Annotated in this window: 19 protein-coding genes; 4 read left to right on the top strand and 15 right to left on the bottom strand. The window is 38.1% G+C overall.

Going from position 1 to position 18,828, the window contains the following annotated elements; all coding sequences use genetic code 11:
* Positions 1-96: 96 nt before the first annotated feature.
* Positions 97-939, bottom strand: coding sequence for an ABC transporter permease subunit (locus tag AAHB15_RS01800; protein WP_335571716.1), 843 nt, complete (start codon positions 937-939; stop codon positions 97-99).
* Positions 932-1,840 (bottom strand): ABC transporter ATP-binding protein, encoded by a 909-nt coding sequence (locus AAHB15_RS01795; protein ID WP_342041656.1) that lies wholly within the window; start codon positions 1,838-1,840, stop codon positions 932-934. The genes AAHB15_RS01800 and AAHB15_RS01795 overlap by 8 nt, the downstream gene beginning before the upstream one ends.
* Positions 1,841-2,083: 243 nt before the next feature.
* Here AAHB15_RS01795 and AAHB15_RS01790 point away from each other — a divergent pair, with 243 nt between their 5' ends.
* Positions 2,084-2,929 (top strand): alpha/beta fold hydrolase, encoded by an 846-nt coding sequence (locus AAHB15_RS01790; RefSeq protein WP_144562678.1) that lies wholly within the window; start codon positions 2,084-2,086, stop codon positions 2,927-2,929.
* A gap of 45 nt (positions 2,930-2,974) precedes the next feature.
* Here AAHB15_RS01790 and AAHB15_RS01785 read toward each other — a convergent pair whose 3' ends face one another.
* On the bottom strand, positions 2,975-3,574 hold the full coding sequence (locus tag AAHB15_RS01785) for a response regulator transcription factor (protein ID WP_098528534.1): 600 nt from the start codon (positions 3,572-3,574) through the stop codon (positions 2,975-2,977).
* Positions 3,571-4,707, bottom strand: a complete 1,137-nt coding sequence (locus AAHB15_RS01780) for a sensor histidine kinase (protein ID WP_342041881.1) — start codon at positions 4,705-4,707, stop codon at positions 3,571-3,573. Before AAHB15_RS01780 ends, AAHB15_RS01785 begins: the two co-directional genes overlap by 4 nt.
* Positions 4,708-4,962: 255 nt before the next feature.
* Between AAHB15_RS01780 and AAHB15_RS01775 the strand changes: the two genes are divergently transcribed.
* Positions 4,963-5,742, top strand: a complete 780-nt coding sequence (locus AAHB15_RS01775; protein ID WP_342041655.1) for an alpha/beta fold hydrolase — start codon at positions 4,963-4,965, stop codon at positions 5,740-5,742.
* A gap of 79 nt (positions 5,743-5,821) precedes the next feature.
* Here AAHB15_RS01775 and AAHB15_RS01770 read toward each other — a convergent pair whose 3' ends face one another.
* The 6 genes from AAHB15_RS01770 to AAHB15_RS01745 are packed head-to-tail and all read right to left on the bottom strand — an operon-like array spanning position 5,822 to position 11,049.
* A complete protein-coding gene (locus tag AAHB15_RS01770; protein ID WP_335571713.1) occupies positions 5,822-6,889 on the bottom strand; it encodes an alpha/beta fold hydrolase in 1,068 nt (355 codons plus the stop codon).
* 22 nt (positions 6,890-6,911) lie between these two features.
* Entirely contained in the window at positions 6,912-7,478 is a 567-nt protein-coding gene (locus AAHB15_RS01765; RefSeq protein ID WP_335571712.1) for a polyhydroxyalkanoate biosynthesis repressor PhaR, read from the bottom strand.
* A 33-nt stretch (positions 7,479-7,511) separates the two neighbouring features.
* Complete coding sequence (locus AAHB15_RS01760) at positions 7,512-8,108, bottom strand: hypothetical protein (RefSeq protein WP_335571711.1); 597 nt, start codon at positions 8,106-8,108, stop codon at positions 7,512-7,514.
* Positions 8,101-8,586, bottom strand: a complete 486-nt coding sequence (locus tag AAHB15_RS01755; protein ID WP_335571710.1) for a hypothetical protein — start codon at positions 8,584-8,586, stop codon at positions 8,101-8,103. The genes AAHB15_RS01760 and AAHB15_RS01755 overlap by 8 nt, the downstream gene beginning before the upstream one ends.
* Before the next feature lie 33 nt (positions 8,587-8,619).
* The gene (locus tag AAHB15_RS01750) at positions 8,620-9,399 is read right to left on the bottom strand and encodes an SDR family oxidoreductase (protein WP_335571709.1); all 780 of its coding nucleotides are present in this window, start codon (positions 9,397-9,399) and stop codon (positions 8,620-8,622) included.
* Positions 9,400-9,414: 15 nt separating this feature from the next.
* Complete coding sequence (locus AAHB15_RS01745) at positions 9,415-11,049, bottom strand: long-chain-fatty-acid--CoA ligase (protein ID WP_335571708.1); 1,635 nt, start codon at positions 11,047-11,049, stop codon at positions 9,415-9,417.
* Positions 11,050-11,573: 524 nt separating this feature from the next.
* On the opposite strand from AAHB15_RS01745, the gene AAHB15_RS01740 reads away from it, so the two are divergent.
* Positions 11,574-12,380, top strand: coding sequence for an alpha/beta fold hydrolase (locus tag AAHB15_RS01740; RefSeq protein WP_342041654.1), 807 nt, complete (start codon positions 11,574-11,576; stop codon positions 12,378-12,380).
* Between the two features lie 280 nt (positions 12,381-12,660).
* Positions 12,661-13,971, top strand: coding sequence for a hemolysin family protein (locus AAHB15_RS01735; RefSeq protein WP_342041880.1), 1,311 nt, complete (start codon positions 12,661-12,663; stop codon positions 13,969-13,971).
* A gap of 35 nt (positions 13,972-14,006) precedes the next feature.
* Here AAHB15_RS01735 and AAHB15_RS01730 read toward each other — a convergent pair whose 3' ends face one another.
* The 5 genes from AAHB15_RS01730 to rhaM all read right to left on the bottom strand — a co-directional run bounded on the left by AAHB15_RS01730 (position 14,007) and on the right by rhaM (position 18,808).
* Entirely contained in the window at positions 14,007-14,792 is a 786-nt protein-coding gene (locus AAHB15_RS01730; protein ID WP_342041653.1) for an arginase family protein, read from the bottom strand.
* A 197-nt stretch (positions 14,793-14,989) separates the two neighbouring features.
* Complete coding sequence (locus AAHB15_RS01725; protein WP_335571705.1) at positions 14,990-15,910, bottom strand: aldo/keto reductase; 921 nt, start codon at positions 15,908-15,910, stop codon at positions 14,990-14,992.
* Between the two features lie 76 nt (positions 15,911-15,986).
* On the bottom strand, positions 15,987-16,970 hold the full coding sequence (locus AAHB15_RS01720; protein WP_342041652.1) for an AraC family transcriptional regulator: 984 nt from the start codon (positions 16,968-16,970) through the stop codon (positions 15,987-15,989).
* Between the two features lie 153 nt (positions 16,971-17,123).
* Positions 17,124-18,425, bottom strand: coding sequence for an MFS transporter (locus tag AAHB15_RS01715; protein WP_342041651.1), 1,302 nt, complete (start codon positions 18,423-18,425; stop codon positions 17,124-17,126).
* A gap of 68 nt (positions 18,426-18,493) precedes the next feature.
* Positions 18,494-18,808, bottom strand: coding sequence for an L-rhamnose mutarotase (gene rhaM / locus AAHB15_RS01710; RefSeq protein ID WP_342041650.1), 315 nt, complete (start codon positions 18,806-18,808; stop codon positions 18,494-18,496).
* Positions 18,809-18,828: the final 20 nt, after the last annotated feature.

Genomic DNA, 18,828 nt, shown 5'->3' with positions numbered 1-18,828 from the left:
ATTTTTTGTAGTCATTATTTCTGCTGTCATCATCTTTGGTGTCAGGCACCAAAGAAAGACACTGTCCACCTCAGGCGTACGTTGGTACTGAATATTTTAATGGATTTGGCTCTGAAAAAGTGCATTTCGTTGATTATATTTTGTGATGAGCTTTAGTAAGAAAACATTGGCAATTAGTAATCCTACCCCAATGAAAAGGAGTAATAATGGACTTAAGAAGAACAAACCACTCGCTTGACTGATAATTAGACCAACAACCGGGAGTACCATCATTCCACCAAATTGCTGGGCTTCTTGAAATGATTTTACTCTGGCAGATACTAATACATTTAGGATAATATTAAAAATAACTAATGCCGGAATCACCCACAGCATCAATAAAAGCCATGTGGAATTGAAAAATAATATTTCTTTAAAATAGGGATAAGTAATCACATTCACCACAATTGCGTTTATTAAAAAGGCTGCAAAGGTAATAAGCAGCGATGGAATAAAGGCCGCTACTACCTTCCCCACGAACAACTCTTTGACTGTAATCGGTGCAAACAATAATGTTTCGAGCGTATTTCTTTCCTTTTCTCCAGCAAAGCTATTCGAAGCGGTTACCATCGAATTAATAATGGCTGCCATCAAGAAGAAGGGAATCATCATAAAGTTTAAAAAGAAATAAACAGATTTATATCCCAATGTTGGAAGGCCTGCGAGGGTGTTCCGCATATCATCATTAGGAAAACTTCTTAAAAAATCATTTATCGGTTTTTCCAAATCATTGGCATTCTCGCCAATAAGACCTGTATGAATCCCAAAATAAGCAAACAGGGCCGGTAAAACTATACAGAGGATAACAGGCAGGATGATCATGGGTATCCATACCTTTTTGGACGAAAAGGTTGTCTTGATATCCTTTTGGACAATGGCCGTAATAATTCGTTTATTCATGCTCCCCACCTCTAATCTTGAAATAAAGTGTTTCAAGACCCCTGTTTGTGATTTCACTGGAATATATCCAGGACTCTGTGAGGATTTCCTTTAGCAACGGACTAATCTGTTCCTTAGATAGAAGAGTGAATTCCAGTTGACTGGGACTCTTTCTTTTGTATGAATATCCTCTATAAACTCTAGGATCTGCAGGCTGAAGTCCGGTCTCCACTAAAAGTTTAATCTCCGATAAATATTTATCTTCCAATTCTCTTCTTGTTCCCTGTTCAATCAAACGACCTTCATTTAGAAACAGAAAGGCTTCACAAATTGTTTCCAATTGATGGAGGACATGGGAACAAATCAAAATTGTAATGCCCTCCTCTTCATTTACCTTTTTCAATAATTGAATAACATCATTAATCCCTTCTGGGTCCAATCCATTTGTTGGTTCATCAAGGAATAACAATTTAGGCTTATGGATTAGAGCTTTTGCCAAGGATAATCTTTTTTTCATACCTGTAGAGAATGTACCTACCAAATGGTCCTTTTTATCATACAGCTCAAATTGTTCTAGCAGATAACTGATACGCTTTTGATCAAAGACCTTATAAATCTTGGCAAAAAAGACAAGATTGTCCCAAGCACTCATGTCGTGGTACAGGGCTGCGCTCTCTGTTACAATCCCAGTCTGAGCTCTTATATCATCACCGTGAAATTTAGGATCATAATTCATTACTTTCATCGTTCCGTTTGTGGCATCAATTACCCCATTAAGCAATCGAATGAGTGTCGTTTTCCCGGCTCCATTTGGACCAAGCAGCCCATTAATCGTTCCTTCCTTAATCGTAAATGAAACACCCTTCAAAATAGAACGACCATTAAACTCTTTATCCACATCAAACGCCTCAATAATATTCAACCGTCTTCCCCCCTTGATAGCTGGTGTCAGGCACCAAAAAAACACATTTGTATGTATACAGCGGACAACAAATCTGAAGATATTTTTGATTTAATCTTATCAGATTCTTGTAAGAGTTTAGTACTATTTTTCAGAAAAATCGTACATTAATTCCTAATATTACCTAATCAAACTATAGGCATTATTTCTGATTGCGGGGGAAAATTAATGGTAACTATTTTTGTGGAGCAGGAGGAATAATGTATGGAGCAGGCAGCTTTCACTGGCCATCAGCCGGTAAATAATATTAATGTTTATTATGAATTTTACCCTCATCAAACATCCAAAAAAACGTTTGTTTTATTACATGGATTTCTTTCTTCCACCTTTACATTTAGGCATTTAATCTCCCTTTTGAAACAGGATTATCAAGTTTTATCCGTCGACCTTCCTCCGTTTGGTAAAAGCGGGAAATGCAATCAGTATGTGTATTCCTATAAAAACCTGGCCCAAACGGTCATCCAACTAACAAAATCCTTAGGCCTAAAAAAAATGACCTTTATCGGGCATTCAATGGGGGGGCAAATCGTCCTGAATATCCTCCATATGATGCCAGATATTGCAGACAAAGCCATTCTTCTCTGCAGTTCAGCTTATTTAAAACGTTCTAAACTGCCTTTAATCTTAACTAGTTATTTGCCGTATTTTCATCGATTCGTTAAATACTATTTCGCCAGAACAGGGGTAAGAAAGAATCTTCAGGATGCTCTATATAATCACTCAATTATTAATGAGGAAATGATTAACGGTTATCTCCAGCCTTTTTTACAAGATGAAATTTTTATCGCCCTTACCAGAATGATCCGTGACCGGGAAGGAGATTTACCTGGAAAATTGCTTCAACAAATCAAAACACCCTGTCTGCTAATTTGGGGCGATCATGATAAATCTATGCCACTTAAAGTAGGTGAACAGCTGCATAAGGATTTAGCGAACTCTGAATTAATTGTTTTAAAAGAGACAGGACACGCTGTACCAGAAGAACGTCCTTTTGAGGTATTCGAATACATCAAAAACTTTTTAGAAAGTTACCAAACGGCCGTCGAGTAAGAATAATTCCCCCAAAAAGTAAAGGTGTATTCCTGGGAATACACCTCATTTAAACCAGCCCTTTTCTTTTGATTGGGTGATCGCTTCTATTCTGTTTTTGACTTCCAGTTTATCTAAGATAATCGAAATATAGTTGCGCACGGTACCCGTTTTGATGCTGAGGGTCTCAGCAATTTCTTTGGTGTTTTTTCCATCGGCTACGAGCTCAAGCACTTCTTTTTCTCTGTCAGTCAATGGATTTTCTTCCCCATAGACATCGTCCATTAATTCAGGTGCATAAATTCGTCGGCCTGCCATCACATTTCGGATCGAACTTGCTAGCTCCTCACTTGGGCTATCCTTTAACAAATACCCGCTTACTCCAGCCTTTAAGGCCCTCTGGAAATAACCAGTTCGCGCAAAGGTTGTTAGAATAATGACTTTACACCCAAGACCCTTTATGTCCTCTGCGGCTTCTAGGCCGGTTTTTCCAGGCATTTCGATATCCATAATGCAGACATCCGGTTGAAATTTCTTTACAAGCGCGACGGCCTCTTCTCCATTTGAAGCTTTTCCGACCACTTCCATATCATCTTCCAAATTAAGCAGGGAACCAAATGCTCCAAGCAGCATTTGTTGGTCTTCAGCAATAACGATTTTAATCATTTGCCTTCCTCCTTATCAGTTGGCTTAACGTCATTCGGCACAGTGATGATTAGCGTGGTGCCGTCCTCAGTCAATAGCTCAAAACTGCCATTTATAAATTCGAGCCGCTCCTTCATGCCGATTAAGCCATGACCCTCTGACAGCTCATCTGTTTTACCCTTGAAAACACCATCATCATGAATAGTCATTATCGTCTCTTTCGACATTTGTGCAATAGAAATAGAACAAGTCTTTGCCTCGCTATGTTTCACCACATTGTTTACCGCCTCTTTTAAGCACATACTTAAAATGTTTTCCGTTAGCAGCGAAACATTTTGAAGCACAAACTCCCCATTACATTCAAAATTAATTTGGGCAGCTTTAATCATTTGTTTAACCCGAAATATCTCATCCTTCAGTCGAATTCCTCTCATTGAAGAAACCATCTTCCTCACTTCACTTAAGGCAGTCCGTGCAGTTTGCTGTACATCTTTTAGTTCATCACGAGCCTGCTCAGGGTCCTTCAAAATTAATTTCCGGGCAAGGTCTGTCTTTAAGCCAATCAGGGAAAGTTTTTGCCCAAGTGTATCATGCAGGTCCCTAGCAATCCTATTTCTTTCCTCCATTTTAACAAGTTCCGAAATTCGTTTATTGGCATCCTCGAGCTTTTCTTCAAGCTGACCGCGCTCTTTTCGATTATGAATACTGAATGGGAGGAGTATCACACTAATCCAAATAATGATGACAAACGGCAGCTGCTGGAGAAACAATTTTTCTTGCATGACAATATTATAGTTGATCGATGCGGACGTACTTATGAGATGAATAAAATATAGCGTTAAAAAAGCAATTCGGTCCTTAATATTTCCGATAAAATAAGCAAGAAAGAAAGCAAAATAAACATAACTATAAAGACTGGACGCTGTTATCGATATACCTATTAAAATTAAGGTCCATAAATAAACAGGCCATCCCTTAGAGATAAACGCAATCCGGTAAAGAATAAAGAAAACCAAAGTCAATAATATACCCACGACAATCTTAATCGTAGAAGCGGATTGAATTATAAAATAAAAAGGCAGAATGCAAAGGATGGTCCAAATATAGGGTGCAATGCCATTATTTTTTTGAAAGGTTAAATACTTTTTTATCATTCCTGATACCTCATTAATAAAAACTTCTTGCCTCAATTATTTTTCCTTCTTAATACTTCATTTTAGCTGATATTCCCCCATCTTAAAACAAATAACTCCTGCAATACTGAATTTTCTTTATATGTGTAAATTACATATACTGGTAATAAATGAACTTCAAAACCTATATAATTAAGTAATCGGAATTTTATAAATGTTTACACCTTACAAATATTGGAAACATATGTTTATAAAAACACTTAGGAGGAATCAAAATTGGGAGAATTTTTTATTGGCGACTCCTGCATTCCTTATTTGCGATTTGGTGAGGGTGAACCATTAGTTTTTATTCATGGCCTTGGAGAAGTAAAAGAGGGCTGGTCAAACCAGTTTGAATTTGCCGATCAGTACGATTTAATCATACCCGACCTGCGTGGTCATGGTGAGTATCAAAAGCCTGGGGAAATTTCAATAAAACATTTTGCTGAAGATGTCATCAGCTTACTAAAAGGCCTCAATATTGAAAGCGCACACATCTGTGGCTTATCAATGGGTGGAATGGTGGCACAAGAAATCTACCGTCAGGCCCCTGAAATGTGCCGTTCCTTAATGCTGGTCAGCACCTTACATTATGCGCCAGAAATGCTTGGAAAGCTTTTTTTAAGATATCGAAAAGCACATGCAGAAAATAAATCGCAGGATGTACTAAGAGAAACGGCCGCAAAAATTTGCCTCTATTCTTGGAACAAAGATAATTTCGAGAAATTTTACCAATTTTACCGTCCAAATCGAGAGTATCATTTTAAAGCGATGGAAGCCTGCCTGGAAGTTAATAATTTGACATTACTTCCTAAGATTAAGGTTCCCACCTTAATCATTGGCGGACAATATGATTCCCTTATACCCGTTTGGGTGCAACTCTTGATGCATAAACAAATTCCTCATTCTGAATTTGTGATTTTCAGAAATACGGGCCACATTGCAAAGCTTGAAGCAAAGGATAGCTTTAATAGGACACTAAGAAGCTTTTTAAACAAGCATAAAACGGCAAGTTGAAGGAGGAGGGAATTACATCCCCTTCCCCGCTTGCCTATACATATTATATATTTACTTGTACCCGATATTATGACTAAATTTAGAGAGGATTCGATCGGCTTGAGGCCCATTGATGCACAATATTTGCAAACAGACCGGTTAAAGCTAAGCTGACATGACCTGCTTCAACCGTGATATAGGTCTTATCCTTACTAGAGGATAAATCCATAATTGGTTTACTTTGCTCTTCAAGAATTAAATTGTCCCGCGAACCGGAAACGACAAATAGATTGGCCTTTATATTTTTTAAGTCTACTACTTTATTGCCAACCATCATTTCTCCTTTAACGAGCTTGTTCTCTTTAAACAGGTCTCTCGCCAATTGACGATAGGCTTCACCAGCAAATGGTACCTGATCAAGTGTCCATTTATTCATCCTTCGCCATTTATCAACATACTTTGAATCATCAGCTCGATGCAAAAGATTGGTATAATTTGTGAAATAGATAGGTGAACCTATTGCCCGGAACATACCTTCTACCAATTTAGGTGGAATTATCCCGTAAGTATCAATAAAGCGCTCGAAGTTAATATCTCCTGCTCTAAACCCTTCAGCCCACTTATCGGGTCCCATAAATGGCTGAAAATCAATAGGTACGGTCGCGACAATTAGATTTTTGATTGGCTCTTCCGCAATCGACGCATAAATAGAAGCAATCGTCCCTCCTAAGCAATAGCCGATTAGAGTTATTTCCTCTGCACCGGAATGACGAATCACCCGCTTAACTGCGGTCCGTAAATATTTCTCAATATAGGTGTCAATTCCTATCTTCTTGTCTTCATACCCCGGTGAACCCCAATCCAACAAATACACTTCATAGCCCATATTGGTTAGTCCTTCAATGACACTAGCCTTTGGGGCGATATCTAAAATGTACGGCTTATTAAACAAGGAGTAAACGAAAAATAAAGGAATTTCATATTTTTTCTGTTTCGCCGGATAATGCCATAAAACGGATTTATTTTTCCGCCAAATTTCATTTCTTGGAGTATGACCAACTTCCGGCTCGGGCTCACTTAGAACATTAATTACGTTAGCCCAGCGCTGCATTTCTTTGTCAAAATCCAAGGTGGGAATGAACTCTGTTAATGGTGAATCTGCTGCCAAAGTAGATTTCTCCCCCTCCTAGTTAGTTTCCTGAGGCTGTGCCTGTTAACACAGGTTCTGCGGACTTTTCTTCTTTAATCAGATCTTTAATTGTCTCGAATTCCTGTTTAAAATTATTCAGTTTTAATAATTCAAATTTCAATTCCTGAAGTTCAGCATGTAAGCTCTTTGTATCAGACAGTTCTTTCTTTGTCTTGACTAACTCATTCTTTAACTGCTTGGTTAATTTGATGATTTCTTTGGATACTTCGACAACACTTTCAATCTCTTTATTTTGTGACTTTACAGAATCCTGTAAATCCCAAATTTGCTCTTCTAAGGCTTCCATTTTTTCTTCCGCTTGAAGGGTTAGGTTAGCCACATTTGTCACATCATTTTTCGTTGGGAAATTAAGGGCACCTGCCAATGCCTCTTGATTTTTTTTTAAAGTTTCAAGAAAACGCGCATGCAAATCTGTCCCTCTGTGCGACGCTTTTACATAGTCTTTGTTATTGGATAATAGAAAGATAAAATCATTTATTTGTTTTTCCCACAATAAACTAAATTTATGAAGGGATTCATATGGATCATAATTTTCTTTATCAGACATCTACCTTCACCTCTTATCATTTTGTTTACTCTATTACTTTTTCAAATACTTTTGAAAAGGTAAAATAGCTGATTTAACCTGTTTCGTAAAGACGTCAACAAATAATTTTTGATTTTCATAAAGCACATTCGTTGTTTTCTTCACACTCTCGAGATACTTTTCACGTCCCTTTTTTCTCATAGAAATATATTGTTCAACGGTTTCTAATAACTTATCAAGAGCCTGCATCTGGCCAGTTGTTAATTTCTGAACGGGAGTAATTAAAATCTGCGCCGATCTATTTTGAATATCTTCCACTACTTGATTGATTTCCTCATATGATTTAACAGGGAAGAAATACTGTAGTGATGTAGTGGTCATTAGGAGTTCTTCGCGTGTTGACTGTTCCCACTCCTTTAACTCCAAACCAAATTGGGCCGCAACCGCAATCACATTCTCCTGATTTTGCTTTGCCTTCTCGACATAGTTCCCTACTGCCTCTAAGAAGCGTTCATCTTGTTTATTAAAGCGCTCAGCCCATGCATCTAATTCATTAAAACCAAGCTTCCATAATAGGTCAAGGCTGGACAGCTCCTTTTCTAACTCCTCTGTTCCTTGGTTTTCTAATACTGTTTGATTATTTTCAGTCATGATCGATTTCCTCCTTCATATTATCCATTTCAAATAGTTTCTTTAAATCCTGTAGATCATTTTCCAGTGTTTTAATATGATTGCTGCGTTGCTCTCTTACCTCACAGTTTAAAAAAGTCGCCCATTCTTCCAGTGATTCCCGAACCATTTTTAGCTTGCGTTGATTTTTCTTTTGCAAGTTGATGGTTTGGTAGATGGATTCATCCAAAGAATCAATCTCCCCTTCAATATCTACCATTCTATTTGAAAGGGACGCAAATTCATCTTTAGTGGCAAGGTCCAAACGATTTAACCACCTAGTAATTAATCGCTTATAAAACCTTAATTCTCTTATATGTGAATCCATCGCCTTGCCAACTGCGATTGTAAAGGCCCGGGAATTGGTACGAGCATGAATTCTTTTATTTATCTCTGCTTCGATTTGTTTATAAAACTGGATAGGATCTTGATTGTTAGGATCTTGCTGTTTAGAATTCATGTTTAACCTCTTTAATTCCTGCCTAACGAAAAATTATTGGACGCTTGCGGTGGTTCCCCCATCTACAGCTAAAATATGCCCATAGACATAATTGGAAGCATCTGAAGCTAAAAACAAGGCTGGACCCTTCATGTCGTCATCTGAGCCAAACCTTCCTGCCGGAGTCCGCTCAAGGATTTTTTGACCTGAATAATCAAGGATAGCCTTTGCCATTTTGGTTGGGAAAAATCCTGGAGCAATGGCATTTACATGGACATTGTATGGCGCAAGTTTCACCGCTAGGTCCTTGGTTAAAGTAATAACCGCCCCCTTACTTGCAGAATAGCCAATCGCATCCATAACCAATGGATCTTGCCCACCCATACCGGCAATTGATGCGATATTAATAATTTTTCCGGACTTTTGCTTGACCATAATTTTCCCAACAGCTTGGGAGAATAAGAAAACACCTTTAAGGTTAATGTCCATCACCTTATCCCATTTATCTGCAGGCATTTCTAATGCCGGTGCCCCCCAGCTCGTACCGCTATTATTTACTAAAATATCAATTCTGCCAAATTCCTTCAGAGTCTCGTCCACAACATGCTGAATATCTTCAGGGTTAGAGACATCACATTTGAAGGCAATTGCCCGAACCCCTTTTTCATGAAGGGCTTCGGTAAATTGTTTGCAGGCATCTAGATTTCTAGAACAAATAGCGATATTTGCTCCTGCCTCTGCGTAAGCTGTCGCAATTTGCTGCCCCAGTCCTCTGCCGCCGCCGGTTACAATCGCGGTTTTTCCTTTTAAACTAAAAAGCTCTTGAATATTCATCCCCATACCCACTCTCTAGTAAGCTTTAACTTTCAATATTTCTTGTTCTCGAAGGACCCTTCTTAGTAACTTTCCCACCGAGGACTTCGGCAGCTCGGAACGAATTTCAACTTCTTTTGGTACCTTATAGGGGGCAAGATTTTTCCTTCCAAATTGTTTAATTTCTTCTTCTGTGACTGAAAATCCTCCTTTTACCTTAACGAAAGCTTTCACAGTTTCACCACGGTAAGAGTCAGGTACCCCTATTACTAACGCCTCTTCAATCGCTTCGTGCTGGTAGAGGACGTCTTCGATTTCACTAGGATATACATTGAATCCGCTCGCAATAATCATATCCTTTTTACGATCTATAATATAAAAATAGCCATCTTCATCCATCTTGGCAATATCTCCTGTATAAAGCCAGCCATCTTTTATTGTCTCTTCAGTATCCTGCGGACGATTCCAGTAGCCTCTCATAACCTGTGGACCTTTGATTACTAGCTCCCCTTCAACACCCACGGGGGCATCGATATATTCTCCGTCCTGCGGTATAACTATCTTAGCAATAGTACTTTGAACAGGGATTCCCACACTGCCGTATTTTCTAGGGACAAACGGAGGACTGAAAATAGCCGTTGGTGACGATTCGGAAAGACCGTAACCATCAAGCAGTTTGGCTCCTGTTCTCTTTTCAAATAATCTTGCTGCTTCCACAGGCAGCGGCGCCCCTCCACAGCTTACGTAATACAAGTGTTCAAAACCGCATTCTTCCAGACACGGCTGGCTGTTTAAAGAGAAATACATGGTTGGAACTCCAGACATTTGGAAAGGCTTTTCACGTTTTACTGTTTCCATTACTTCCTTAGGGTCAAAGCGCGGCAAAATAATCTGATTGGCGCCTTCTCGGATACCGCAAAGTGCCGTACTAGAAAGTCCATAAACATGGAACATAGGAAGAACAGTAATCATTTTAAAGTCTTCTGGTTTCTCACAAGTTTTATAAGCAAAATCACAAACCTGATTAAAATTGGCTAGCAGATTAAGATGGGTAAGCATCACTCCTTTAGAAGGGCCAGTTGTTCCACCTGTATATTGAAGCAATGCTACATCATTTTCACGTTCGATATGTACTTCAGGGATGTTTATATTTTCAGGAAGAAAATCTTCGAAGTATTGGTCCCCTTCTGCAAGAGTGGCTCTCTCGCCCCCAAGGCTGACCACAATAACTTTTTTCAAAGCTGTTTTCGGCTGGACTTTTTTAACTTTACTGTATAGAGTATCTAGAACAACGATATACTGTGAACCTGAATCAGTTAAAACATGTTCAATTTCTCTTTCTACGTACATAGGATTTACCTGAACAGCTATACCGCCCAGTCGAAAAATCCCAAACAAGCTAAAAATATAGTGCGGGGAATTAGGAAGCATAATAGCAAAGCGATCACCCTTTTGAAAGCCCTCACGAGATAGACCTGCAGCAAATCTGTCAGTAACCACCTTAGTGTCATTAAAGCTCCAAACCTTACTATAAAAGGTGAGGGCTGGCTTTTCCTTATATTGGCTAACTGCCCCTTTTAGAAAATCATAGAGGGATTGGTGTTCAATATTCACATGCTCATCAATTCTTGGATCATAGATTTTTAACCACGGCTTTTGCTGATAAACCATAAAAAAAGATACCTCCTAAGATTATAGTAACTTAGCAAATATTCTTTTTAATAAACTCCGTAATTCTAAGAAGTGATCTACCTATTAATAGAATACTGATATAATTATGATTATTGTAGGAAAAAGCTATTTTGTAAACCCTTCCTTCTCGACATTTTTCTCTATTTTCCCACTTCTCCAATCATTCATTTGATACACCCTTTAAACCACCCTTTGTAATCAAGAACTCTCAACACTTATTAAACAGCCGTCCTAAAAGAGCATGGAGAATTTTGTCGAAATATTTTCTTGATTAGCTAGACTTTCGACAACAAGAGCATGAATCTTCCCTAAATATTTTTTGTCAAACGACAAATAAAAAATCGAAAAAATAATATTCTTCTATAAGTTTTTTTAACCAGATAAAAGATTTGATTTTTCATCCGCCCTTATAAATTGGGGTTAAGTTTACCTAGTTAAATGGTCTTCTATAGAACTTTTCTACATATTATTTACTATTAATTGGAAGAGAAAGGATGGATGGAATGCCAATAACTAATGCCAATGGGGTCGACCTTTATTATGAAATACATGGGGAAGGTGAGCCACTACTACTCATTATGGGCTTAGGGCTTAATTCAAAGTCTTGGTTCAGGACACTACCAGTACTTAGTGAGCATTACAAGGTCATTATTTTTGATAACCGTGGAACAGGTTCAAGCAGCAAGCCCAATATGCCCTACTCTATCGGACAAATGGCGGACGATACACGTGCTGTCCTAGATGCAGCTGGAATTGATTCCGCGCATGTCTATGGCATTTCTATGGGGGGCATGATTGCTCAAAGGTTTGCGTTAAAATATCCAGAACGGACCCTTTCGTTAATATTAGGCTGTACAACTTCCGGCGGGATACATCATGTGCAGCCTGGTGCTGACGTTGCCATGCAGCTGCTATCAAGAGGGTCGGCGATTGCCACACCTGAAGAAATCGCCTGGGCCACAGCACCAATCCTGTACAGCCCGAGTTTTATTGAGAATTGCCGAGACCAAGTAGCAGAAGATATTCAAAAACGGATCGAAGTACCTGTCAAGCCCTATGCTTACATGCTCCAGCTTCAGGCCTGCTTAGCTCATGATACCTACAGTGAGATTGATCAAATCAACGTCCCAGTTTTAGTTATCCATGGTAATGCGGACCGGTTAGTGCCATATGCAAACGGAGTAAACTTAGCGGAGAAAATTCCTAATGCAGAATTTTTAACAATCAATGGTGCTGCGCATATTTATGTAACAGAGGCTAATGACCTGGCTAATGAAAGAATTTTAGACTTCTTAAGTAAACTCAATTAGAAACAATGCCCGATTAAGTTTAAATCGGGCATTTTGTTATATATTTTTAAGCTTGGCAGTAAGCGGATGATTCATCCCATCAGTCAGTGCTATAGAATTCGCTAAATGTTCAATATCACCTCAGTCAGCTAAACGTGAACTATGGTTCATATTTTATTGACAAATTAAATGACATTATGTCATAATTGAACTATAGTTCAATATTTTATTAGATATTAAGACTGGAGGTGTAGGCCTTACTTGCTGTAAGGCTATACATTTGGAAATAGTTAACCTGATCATGATCGCCATTTTTATTGCCCTCACAGCCTTTTTTGTCGCTGTAGAGTTTGCGATTGTAAAAGTAAGAGGCACACGGATTGATCAACTAATGAAAGAAGGAAAAAAAGGAGCTAAGGCTGCGAAACAAGTGGTTACGCATTTAGATGAATATTTATCCGCTTGCCAGCTCGGCATTACGGTTACAGCTCTCGGACTTGGGTGGCTGGGAGAGCCGACCGTTTCAAAGTTATTACAACCCCTCTTCACTATACTAAACTTAAATAGTGCTGTTACACATGTTTTATCCATCATATTAGCCTTTGTTTTAGTTACCTTTATTAATGTAGTCGTGGGCGAATTAGCTCCTAAATCTTTTGCGATTCAAAAAGCAGAAACGATTACACTACTTTTTGCTGAACCGTTGATTGGGTTTTATAAAGTTTTCTACCCGTTCATTTGGATCTTAAATAGTTCTTCTAGATTATTAGTTGGCTTCTTTGGTCTAAAACCCGTCTCTGAAAACGAGTTAGCTCACACAGAAGAAGAGTTAAGGATTATTCTTTCTGAAAGTTACCAAAGCGGGGAAATAAATGAATCAGAATTAACCTATGTTAATAATGTGTTTGATTTTAATAATCGGATTGCAAAAGAAATTATGGTACCTAGGACGGAAATGGTAAGTATCTCAGTCGATGATCAGCGGGATGACATTCTCTCATTAATCAAGGAACAAAAATATACACGCTACCCTGTCATTAATGGAGATAAGGATAATATTGTCGGAATTATCAATATTAAGGATATCTTAACAACCAAATTGGACAAGGATTGGAAAGAGAATAACTCTCTTACACCATTCATTAAACCGGTCATCACTGTAATTGAAACCATTCCTATTCAAAGCTTATTATTGAAAATGCAAAAAGAAAGGACCCATATGGCCATCCTCATCGATGAATTTGGAGGTACATCAGGCCTTGTGACCGTTGAGGATATTATTGAAGAAATTGTCGGTGATATTCGAGATGAATTTGATACAGACGAGATTTCTGATGTGCGTGAATTAGCCAATGAGCATTATATTGTCAGTGGGAAAGTTCTCATTGAAACCGTTAACGATCTTTTAGGCACTTCCCTCTCAAATAAAGATTTAGATACGATTGGCGGCTGGTTCCTGTCAGAGAAGTTTGATGCTAAAATGGATGACTGCATAGAATTTGAAGGCTATTCCTTTAAAATCAAGGAAATGGAAGAACATCATATTTTATATATTGAGATTCAAAAGTTAACACAAGCGGCTTCCCCTCTCCCCCTAATATCTGTTTCTTAATTAAAAACGGGCTGAATGTTCAGCCCGTTTTTCTGTTATGCGCCTTTATTTTGAAGATGACTCATTTTCAGGCATGTCTGCAATATTTGTAAATTTGCTTTTTCGTTTTTATAGATCATAGTCTGATAATTTGGGAGAAGTATGTTAGTTGGGTTAATCGGTACTTCACCGCATATATCAATTCCATCAGCCTTCTTTGCAATTAGGATGGCTTCAAGGAAACGATTTAATCTAGTCAGATCCATTATTCCTTGATCCCAATTTGTTGCTGCGTCAGTTGTGTTTAGTACATCTTTATCTATACTGATGTAAACATTACTGGTGTGAATAACAGATAAAACCGATTTTATCGAGTAGTCATGTCTGCCGTCAAATGGAAAAATGACCACTCGAGGGTCAGTAGAAAAGTGAGAAGTTATAGTGGTTGGACCAATAATTACTACTCGCTGCAGCAATGGGATTTCCTTAAGGGCAAAGGAAACCCAGGAGCCACATGAAAGTAGATTCTCATGTGGATTATTATCTAATCCGATATCAGGATGGTTATCAAACAAGACAAGAGTAAAAGGTTTTTTAATTTCTTTTAATAAAATAAAGGTAACATAATGATAGTTTCCGCTGCCAATAAAGGTTATCCCTTTTTGAATTCTCTTGTCCAGCTGTTTCATTAAGCTCTGTAAAGAATCTTCTTCGCAATACAGGTTGACATGCTTCATCTGACGAAAGTCGAGATCATCATGTAAATAATTATGGAGCTTATGTTGTGCAAAGTACGTTTCGTCAAAATTAATGAAGGTTATCCCATTTTCTAATAACCCCATTACTTTCATCTCCTTAAAAATTGGTTTTTAAATCTCCCAAAGATTAGTAGATTGGTTTAATGGTTAATAGTGACGGAGGCTGCTATTAGCCTGCTTTTATTATAGCAATCTTCTTCTAAAATTTCATGGGACGTAAATCAATAAAAGGACATGAGATTTCTTGATATAAGAATTCTCATGCCCTTTTAATCACTTAATTATGGGATAATATTCCCTGCAGTTTTATAAATTTGATACCATTCTTCTCTTGTCAGTCTAATATCTGAACCTTGACATGCGTCTTTCATGCGCTCGACTTTAGTGGTTCCAAGTACCACCTGAATATTTGCCGGATGGCGTGTAATCCAAGCCGTTGCTATTGCGGTTTTCGTTACACCATATTTTTCAGCGATGCCGTCTATTGCCTCGTTTAGCTCCGGATAGTGCTCTAAATCGCCTAAAAAGGTTCCGGCAAAGAAACCGTGCTGATACGGGGACCACGCTTGCATGGTGATATCATTTAAGCGGCAGTATTCTAGAACACTCATGTCCCGATTAATTGCTTGGTCAATTTTCATGTTTAGTGTAATTCCTGCATCAATCATAGGTGTATGCGCAATGCTAAACTGAAGCTGGTTTACCACTAACTTGTGGGGTGTGTATTTTTGCAACAGTTCTATTTGAGCAGGGTTATGATTGGAAACTCCAAAATATCTAACCTTTCCACTGTTGTTAAGTTCTTCAAATGCCTCTGCTACCTCAGCAGGTTCCATTAATGGGTCTGGACGATGAAGAAGCAGTATATCAAGGTATTCGGTATTTAATCTCTTTAAAATACCATCTACCGACTCCAGAATATGCTCTTTTGAAAAATCAAAATAACCGTTGCAAATCCCACATTTACTCTGTATGATCATTTTTTCGCGAATAGAAGAATTCATTTGAATCGCCTCTGAAAAAATCTCCTCAGATTTACCCTTCCCGTAGATATCCGCATGGTCAAAGAAGTTAATTCCCTCTTCCATCGCTGAGCGTATTAGGTTTTCCGCTTCAGCTATGGAAAGCTGTGGTATGCGCATATTCCCCATAATTATGTTTGATGCTTGAAGGTCTGTATTTGCAATGTTTATGTATTTCATTTAGTACTCCTCCCTTCTATTTTCCTTTCCATTATATCCTACAATGAAAGCGTGTACCAATGATTACCGCTAGAGTTTAATCCAGTTTTGTTTTCTCATTTACTGCCTGTTCTCTGAATTCTTTTGGGGTCTGACCATACTTTCCTTTAAAAATCCGATAGAAATAGCTGATGTTATCATATCCAACCTCTTCTACAATCGAAGAAATCGACATATCGGTACTCTCTAATAATTCTTTTGCTTTTACAAGCCGTCTTTCCTGCAGCAATTCTTTGAAGGTATGCGACGTCGCTTTTTTGATTGTTTTACTTAACCCATAGTGGGATTGGTTTAGTTTCTCAGCCAATTCATAAAGAGAAGCATGTTTATAATTCTCTTCAATGTATTGAAGAGATTCGACCACCAAATAGTGGTTCATGGATGCTTCCTCTTTGCGCTCTACTAGATCCGTATTTTTGATTAATTCGATCATCAATAGCCCCATGTAAAGCTTAATAGTGGATTCTGAAAAAGGGGAAGGATGCATAATTTCATAGATGATTTTCCCAATCATATCCTGGATTGTCTCGACTTCGGCTACTTTAAAATATAAAAATTGTCCATTTTGTGTGTTATTGTATAAACCGCTGATTAAAAAATCACTGACAATATTACCTGAATTTAAAAACGAAAAAATAAAATCAAAAAAGGCAGGACGAATGATAAAGTTGATAACAATATCTTCCTTGGCACATGCTTTAATTTCATGTTCAATATGTTGGTTTAATAATAATAGTTCCCCTTTTTTTAACGTAATGGGCCGGCCGCCTGCCGTTTGCTTAAGCACACCATTATAGACATAATTAATCTCAATATAGTCATGCTTATGCAAAGGAAAATCAACAAAACGCGTATGCTTTCGAACCATAATCATCTTATCATTACTAAGAAATTTTTCACTCTCTATGACAAAGTTCGTCTTACTCGTGTAGAGTTCTTTACTTACATTCTTTCGCTGGTCCAAAATGAGTTTCTCTTCATCCGTTACCTGGAGAAGTTCATCTAAAAGGTCCTGGTTCATTGTAATTCACCTTTTTCCAATTGCATTATTTCTTATTATTAGCCAAATCATATCATATCTCGGTCAACTAACTGAAAAACTAAATTAGGCTTTATGAAATAAAAAACCTGGACCAACGAAATGCTGGAACCAGGTTATCATAATTTTATTCAATTAAACCGCTTTGCCTTTAATTGCTTTTGATTTTCCAAACCGCTCTTCTTCAATTTGTTTCAATGTTTTACCATTCGTATTTGGAGCAAGAAGAATCCCGATCACACAATGAATGGCTAAGAAGACAAGCATTACAATACCAGCGGTTTTAAATCCTAATTTATCCATCACAGTTGGTAATATAAATGACCAGACCGCAATGCCGAGTCTTACTAAGAAGTACATAATACCTTGTGCACCAGCACGATATCTTGTTGGGAAAAGTTCACTTGCCCATAAACCGTAGAACGCTTGAGCGCCGAAGCCAGCAGCACTGCCCCATAGAATAACGAAAGCAAAAAGTGAGAACCAGTTCATTCCTGTAAACGTTAGAATTAACCATGCTGCGATTCCCATTACCGCTCCTATTCCAAACAAGGAACGTCTGCTAAATTTATCTCCTAGTTTCATGAATACAAAATAAGTGGTAGCGACTGTTAAACTCCAAAGTAAAACTTGAAGTAAATTCGCTTGTGTGCCTGTTAACCCGCCAACATTTTGATAGATATATGGCATGAAATACCCCATTGCACCTGCGGTTAAATTCCAGAATAAATAGATACCAATTAATAAAAATAATGCTTCACGATTCGGTTTTAGGCTTAATAATTCTTTGAGTACACCTTTATTATTACTGCTTCCTTCTTTCGCTTCTCGTTCTTTGCCTTCTTTCCAAATCGCTGATTCAGATAATCCTTGTCGGATGTACCATGTAATAAAAGCAATAATTAATAAGTGGATGAAAATAATTCGGCTTCCTAGTAAACCTAGTGGTGCAAGTAAGACGGCAAGTAAAAATGTAATTGCTGGGCCGGTTGACCATGCTAACTGTGCCGTTCCAACATGTGCAGCCCTTTTATCAGCTGGTGCTTCTTCGGCAATGTAGGTCCATGAGGCTGGGACCCCGGCACCGACAGCAATTCCTGTAATAATGGTCCCAATTAATAGCATAGGGAAGTTCACTGAAACGGCAATCAATAATACACCAAGCATATAAGCCAACAAGTCATAGGTATAAATAAATTTCCGACCATATTTGTCACATAAATAACCACCAAACAAAGCTCCAATTGCAGCACCAAAAGCATTTGCGCTTAAAGCACTTAATAGCCCCACAGCAATATTATCTAAATGAAGATATGCTTGCCACATGGTTAAACTACTTGCAGCTGCTATGATGGATCCAGCTTCAATATAGTTCGCCATTGCAACAGAGATGGTTGCTTTCCAACCGGTCGTTTTTTTAGCACCAATCTTAGCCATTGTAATACCTCCTAATAATTTGGTTTTATCCAGGAAACGGTTTCATTTTTGAAACTAGTACAAAAACACTATTCTAAATAAAATACTTCCTCTAAATTAATCGAAACTGGACTATTATCTGCATTCGTTTCCATTAGCGGCTCCATATACGCCCACCATTTTTTACAGATAGCTGTTTGCGACATATGCTCCCATTTCTCTTCATCCTCAATTTCTACATAAGCAAATAATCTACCAGTCTCTTTATCTAGAAAAATAGAATAATTATGTGCACCATGTGCCTTTAATTCTGCAGCCATCTCCGGCCATATTTCATCGTGGCGGCGCTTATATTCATCGTAACTATCACGGTTGACAAACATGATACTCGCTTTTCTGATCATATGTATTTTCCTTTCTAGAA

Source organism: Bacillus sp. OTU2372 (assembly GCF_038440275.1).
Taxonomy (GTDB): domain Bacteria; phylum Bacillota; class Bacilli; order Bacillales; family Cytobacillaceae; genus Neobacillus; species Neobacillus bataviensis_B.
This window is presented reverse-complemented; position numbering and strand designations above follow the sequence as displayed.

Coding starts and splice junctions, on each gene's coding strand:
- AAHB15_RS01720 (WP_342041652.1), bottom strand. CDS start 16,970: ATGAACCAGGACCTTTTAGATGAACTTCTCCAGGTAACGGATGAAGAG.
- AAHB15_RS01725 (WP_335571705.1), bottom strand. CDS start 15,910: ATGAAATACATAAACATTGCAAATACAGACCTTCAAGCATCAAACATA.
- AAHB15_RS01740 (WP_342041654.1), top strand. CDS start 11,574: ATGCCAATAACTAATGCCAATGGGGTCGACCTTTATTATGAAATACAT.
- AAHB15_RS01765 (WP_335571712.1), bottom strand. CDS start 7,478: ATGTCTGATAAAGAAAATTATGATCCATATGAATCCCTTCATAAATTT.
- AAHB15_RS01780 (WP_342041881.1), bottom strand. CDS start 4,707: ATGATAAAAAAGTATTTAACCTTTCAAAAAAATAATGGCATTGCACCC.
- AAHB15_RS01750 (WP_335571709.1), bottom strand. CDS start 9,399: ATGAATATTCAAGAGCTTTTTAGTTTAAAAGGAAAAACCGCGATTGTA.
- AAHB15_RS01715 (WP_342041651.1), bottom strand. CDS start 18,425: ATGGCTAAGATTGGTGCTAAAAAAACGACCGGTTGGAAAGCAACCATC.
- AAHB15_RS01760 (WP_335571711.1), bottom strand. CDS start 8,108: ATGACTGAAAATAATCAAACAGTATTAGAAAACCAAGGAACAGAGGAG.
- AAHB15_RS01785 (WP_098528534.1), bottom strand. CDS start 3,574: ATGATTAAAATCGTTATTGCTGAAGACCAACAAATGCTGCTTGGAGCA.
- AAHB15_RS01800 (WP_335571716.1), bottom strand. CDS start 939: ATGAATAAACGAATTATTACGGCCATTGTCCAAAAGGATATCAAGACA.
- rhaM (WP_342041650.1), bottom strand. CDS start 18,808: ATGATCAGAAAAGCGAGTATCATGTTTGTCAACCGTGATAGTTACGAT.
- AAHB15_RS01790 (WP_144562678.1), top strand. CDS start 2,084: ATGGAGCAGGCAGCTTTCACTGGCCATCAGCCGGTAAATAATATTAAT.
- AAHB15_RS01745 (WP_335571708.1), bottom strand. CDS start 11,049: ATGGTTTATCAGCAAAAGCCGTGGTTAAAAATCTATGATCCAAGAATT.
- AAHB15_RS01735 (WP_342041880.1), top strand. CDS start 12,661: ATGATCGCCATTTTTATTGCCCTCACAGCCTTTTTTGTCGCTGTAGAG.
- AAHB15_RS01755 (WP_335571710.1), bottom strand. CDS start 8,586: ATGAATTCTAAACAGCAAGATCCTAACAATCAAGATCCTATCCAGTTT.
- AAHB15_RS01730 (WP_342041653.1), bottom strand. CDS start 14,792: ATGGGGTTATTAGAAAATGGGATAACCTTCATTAATTTTGACGAAACG.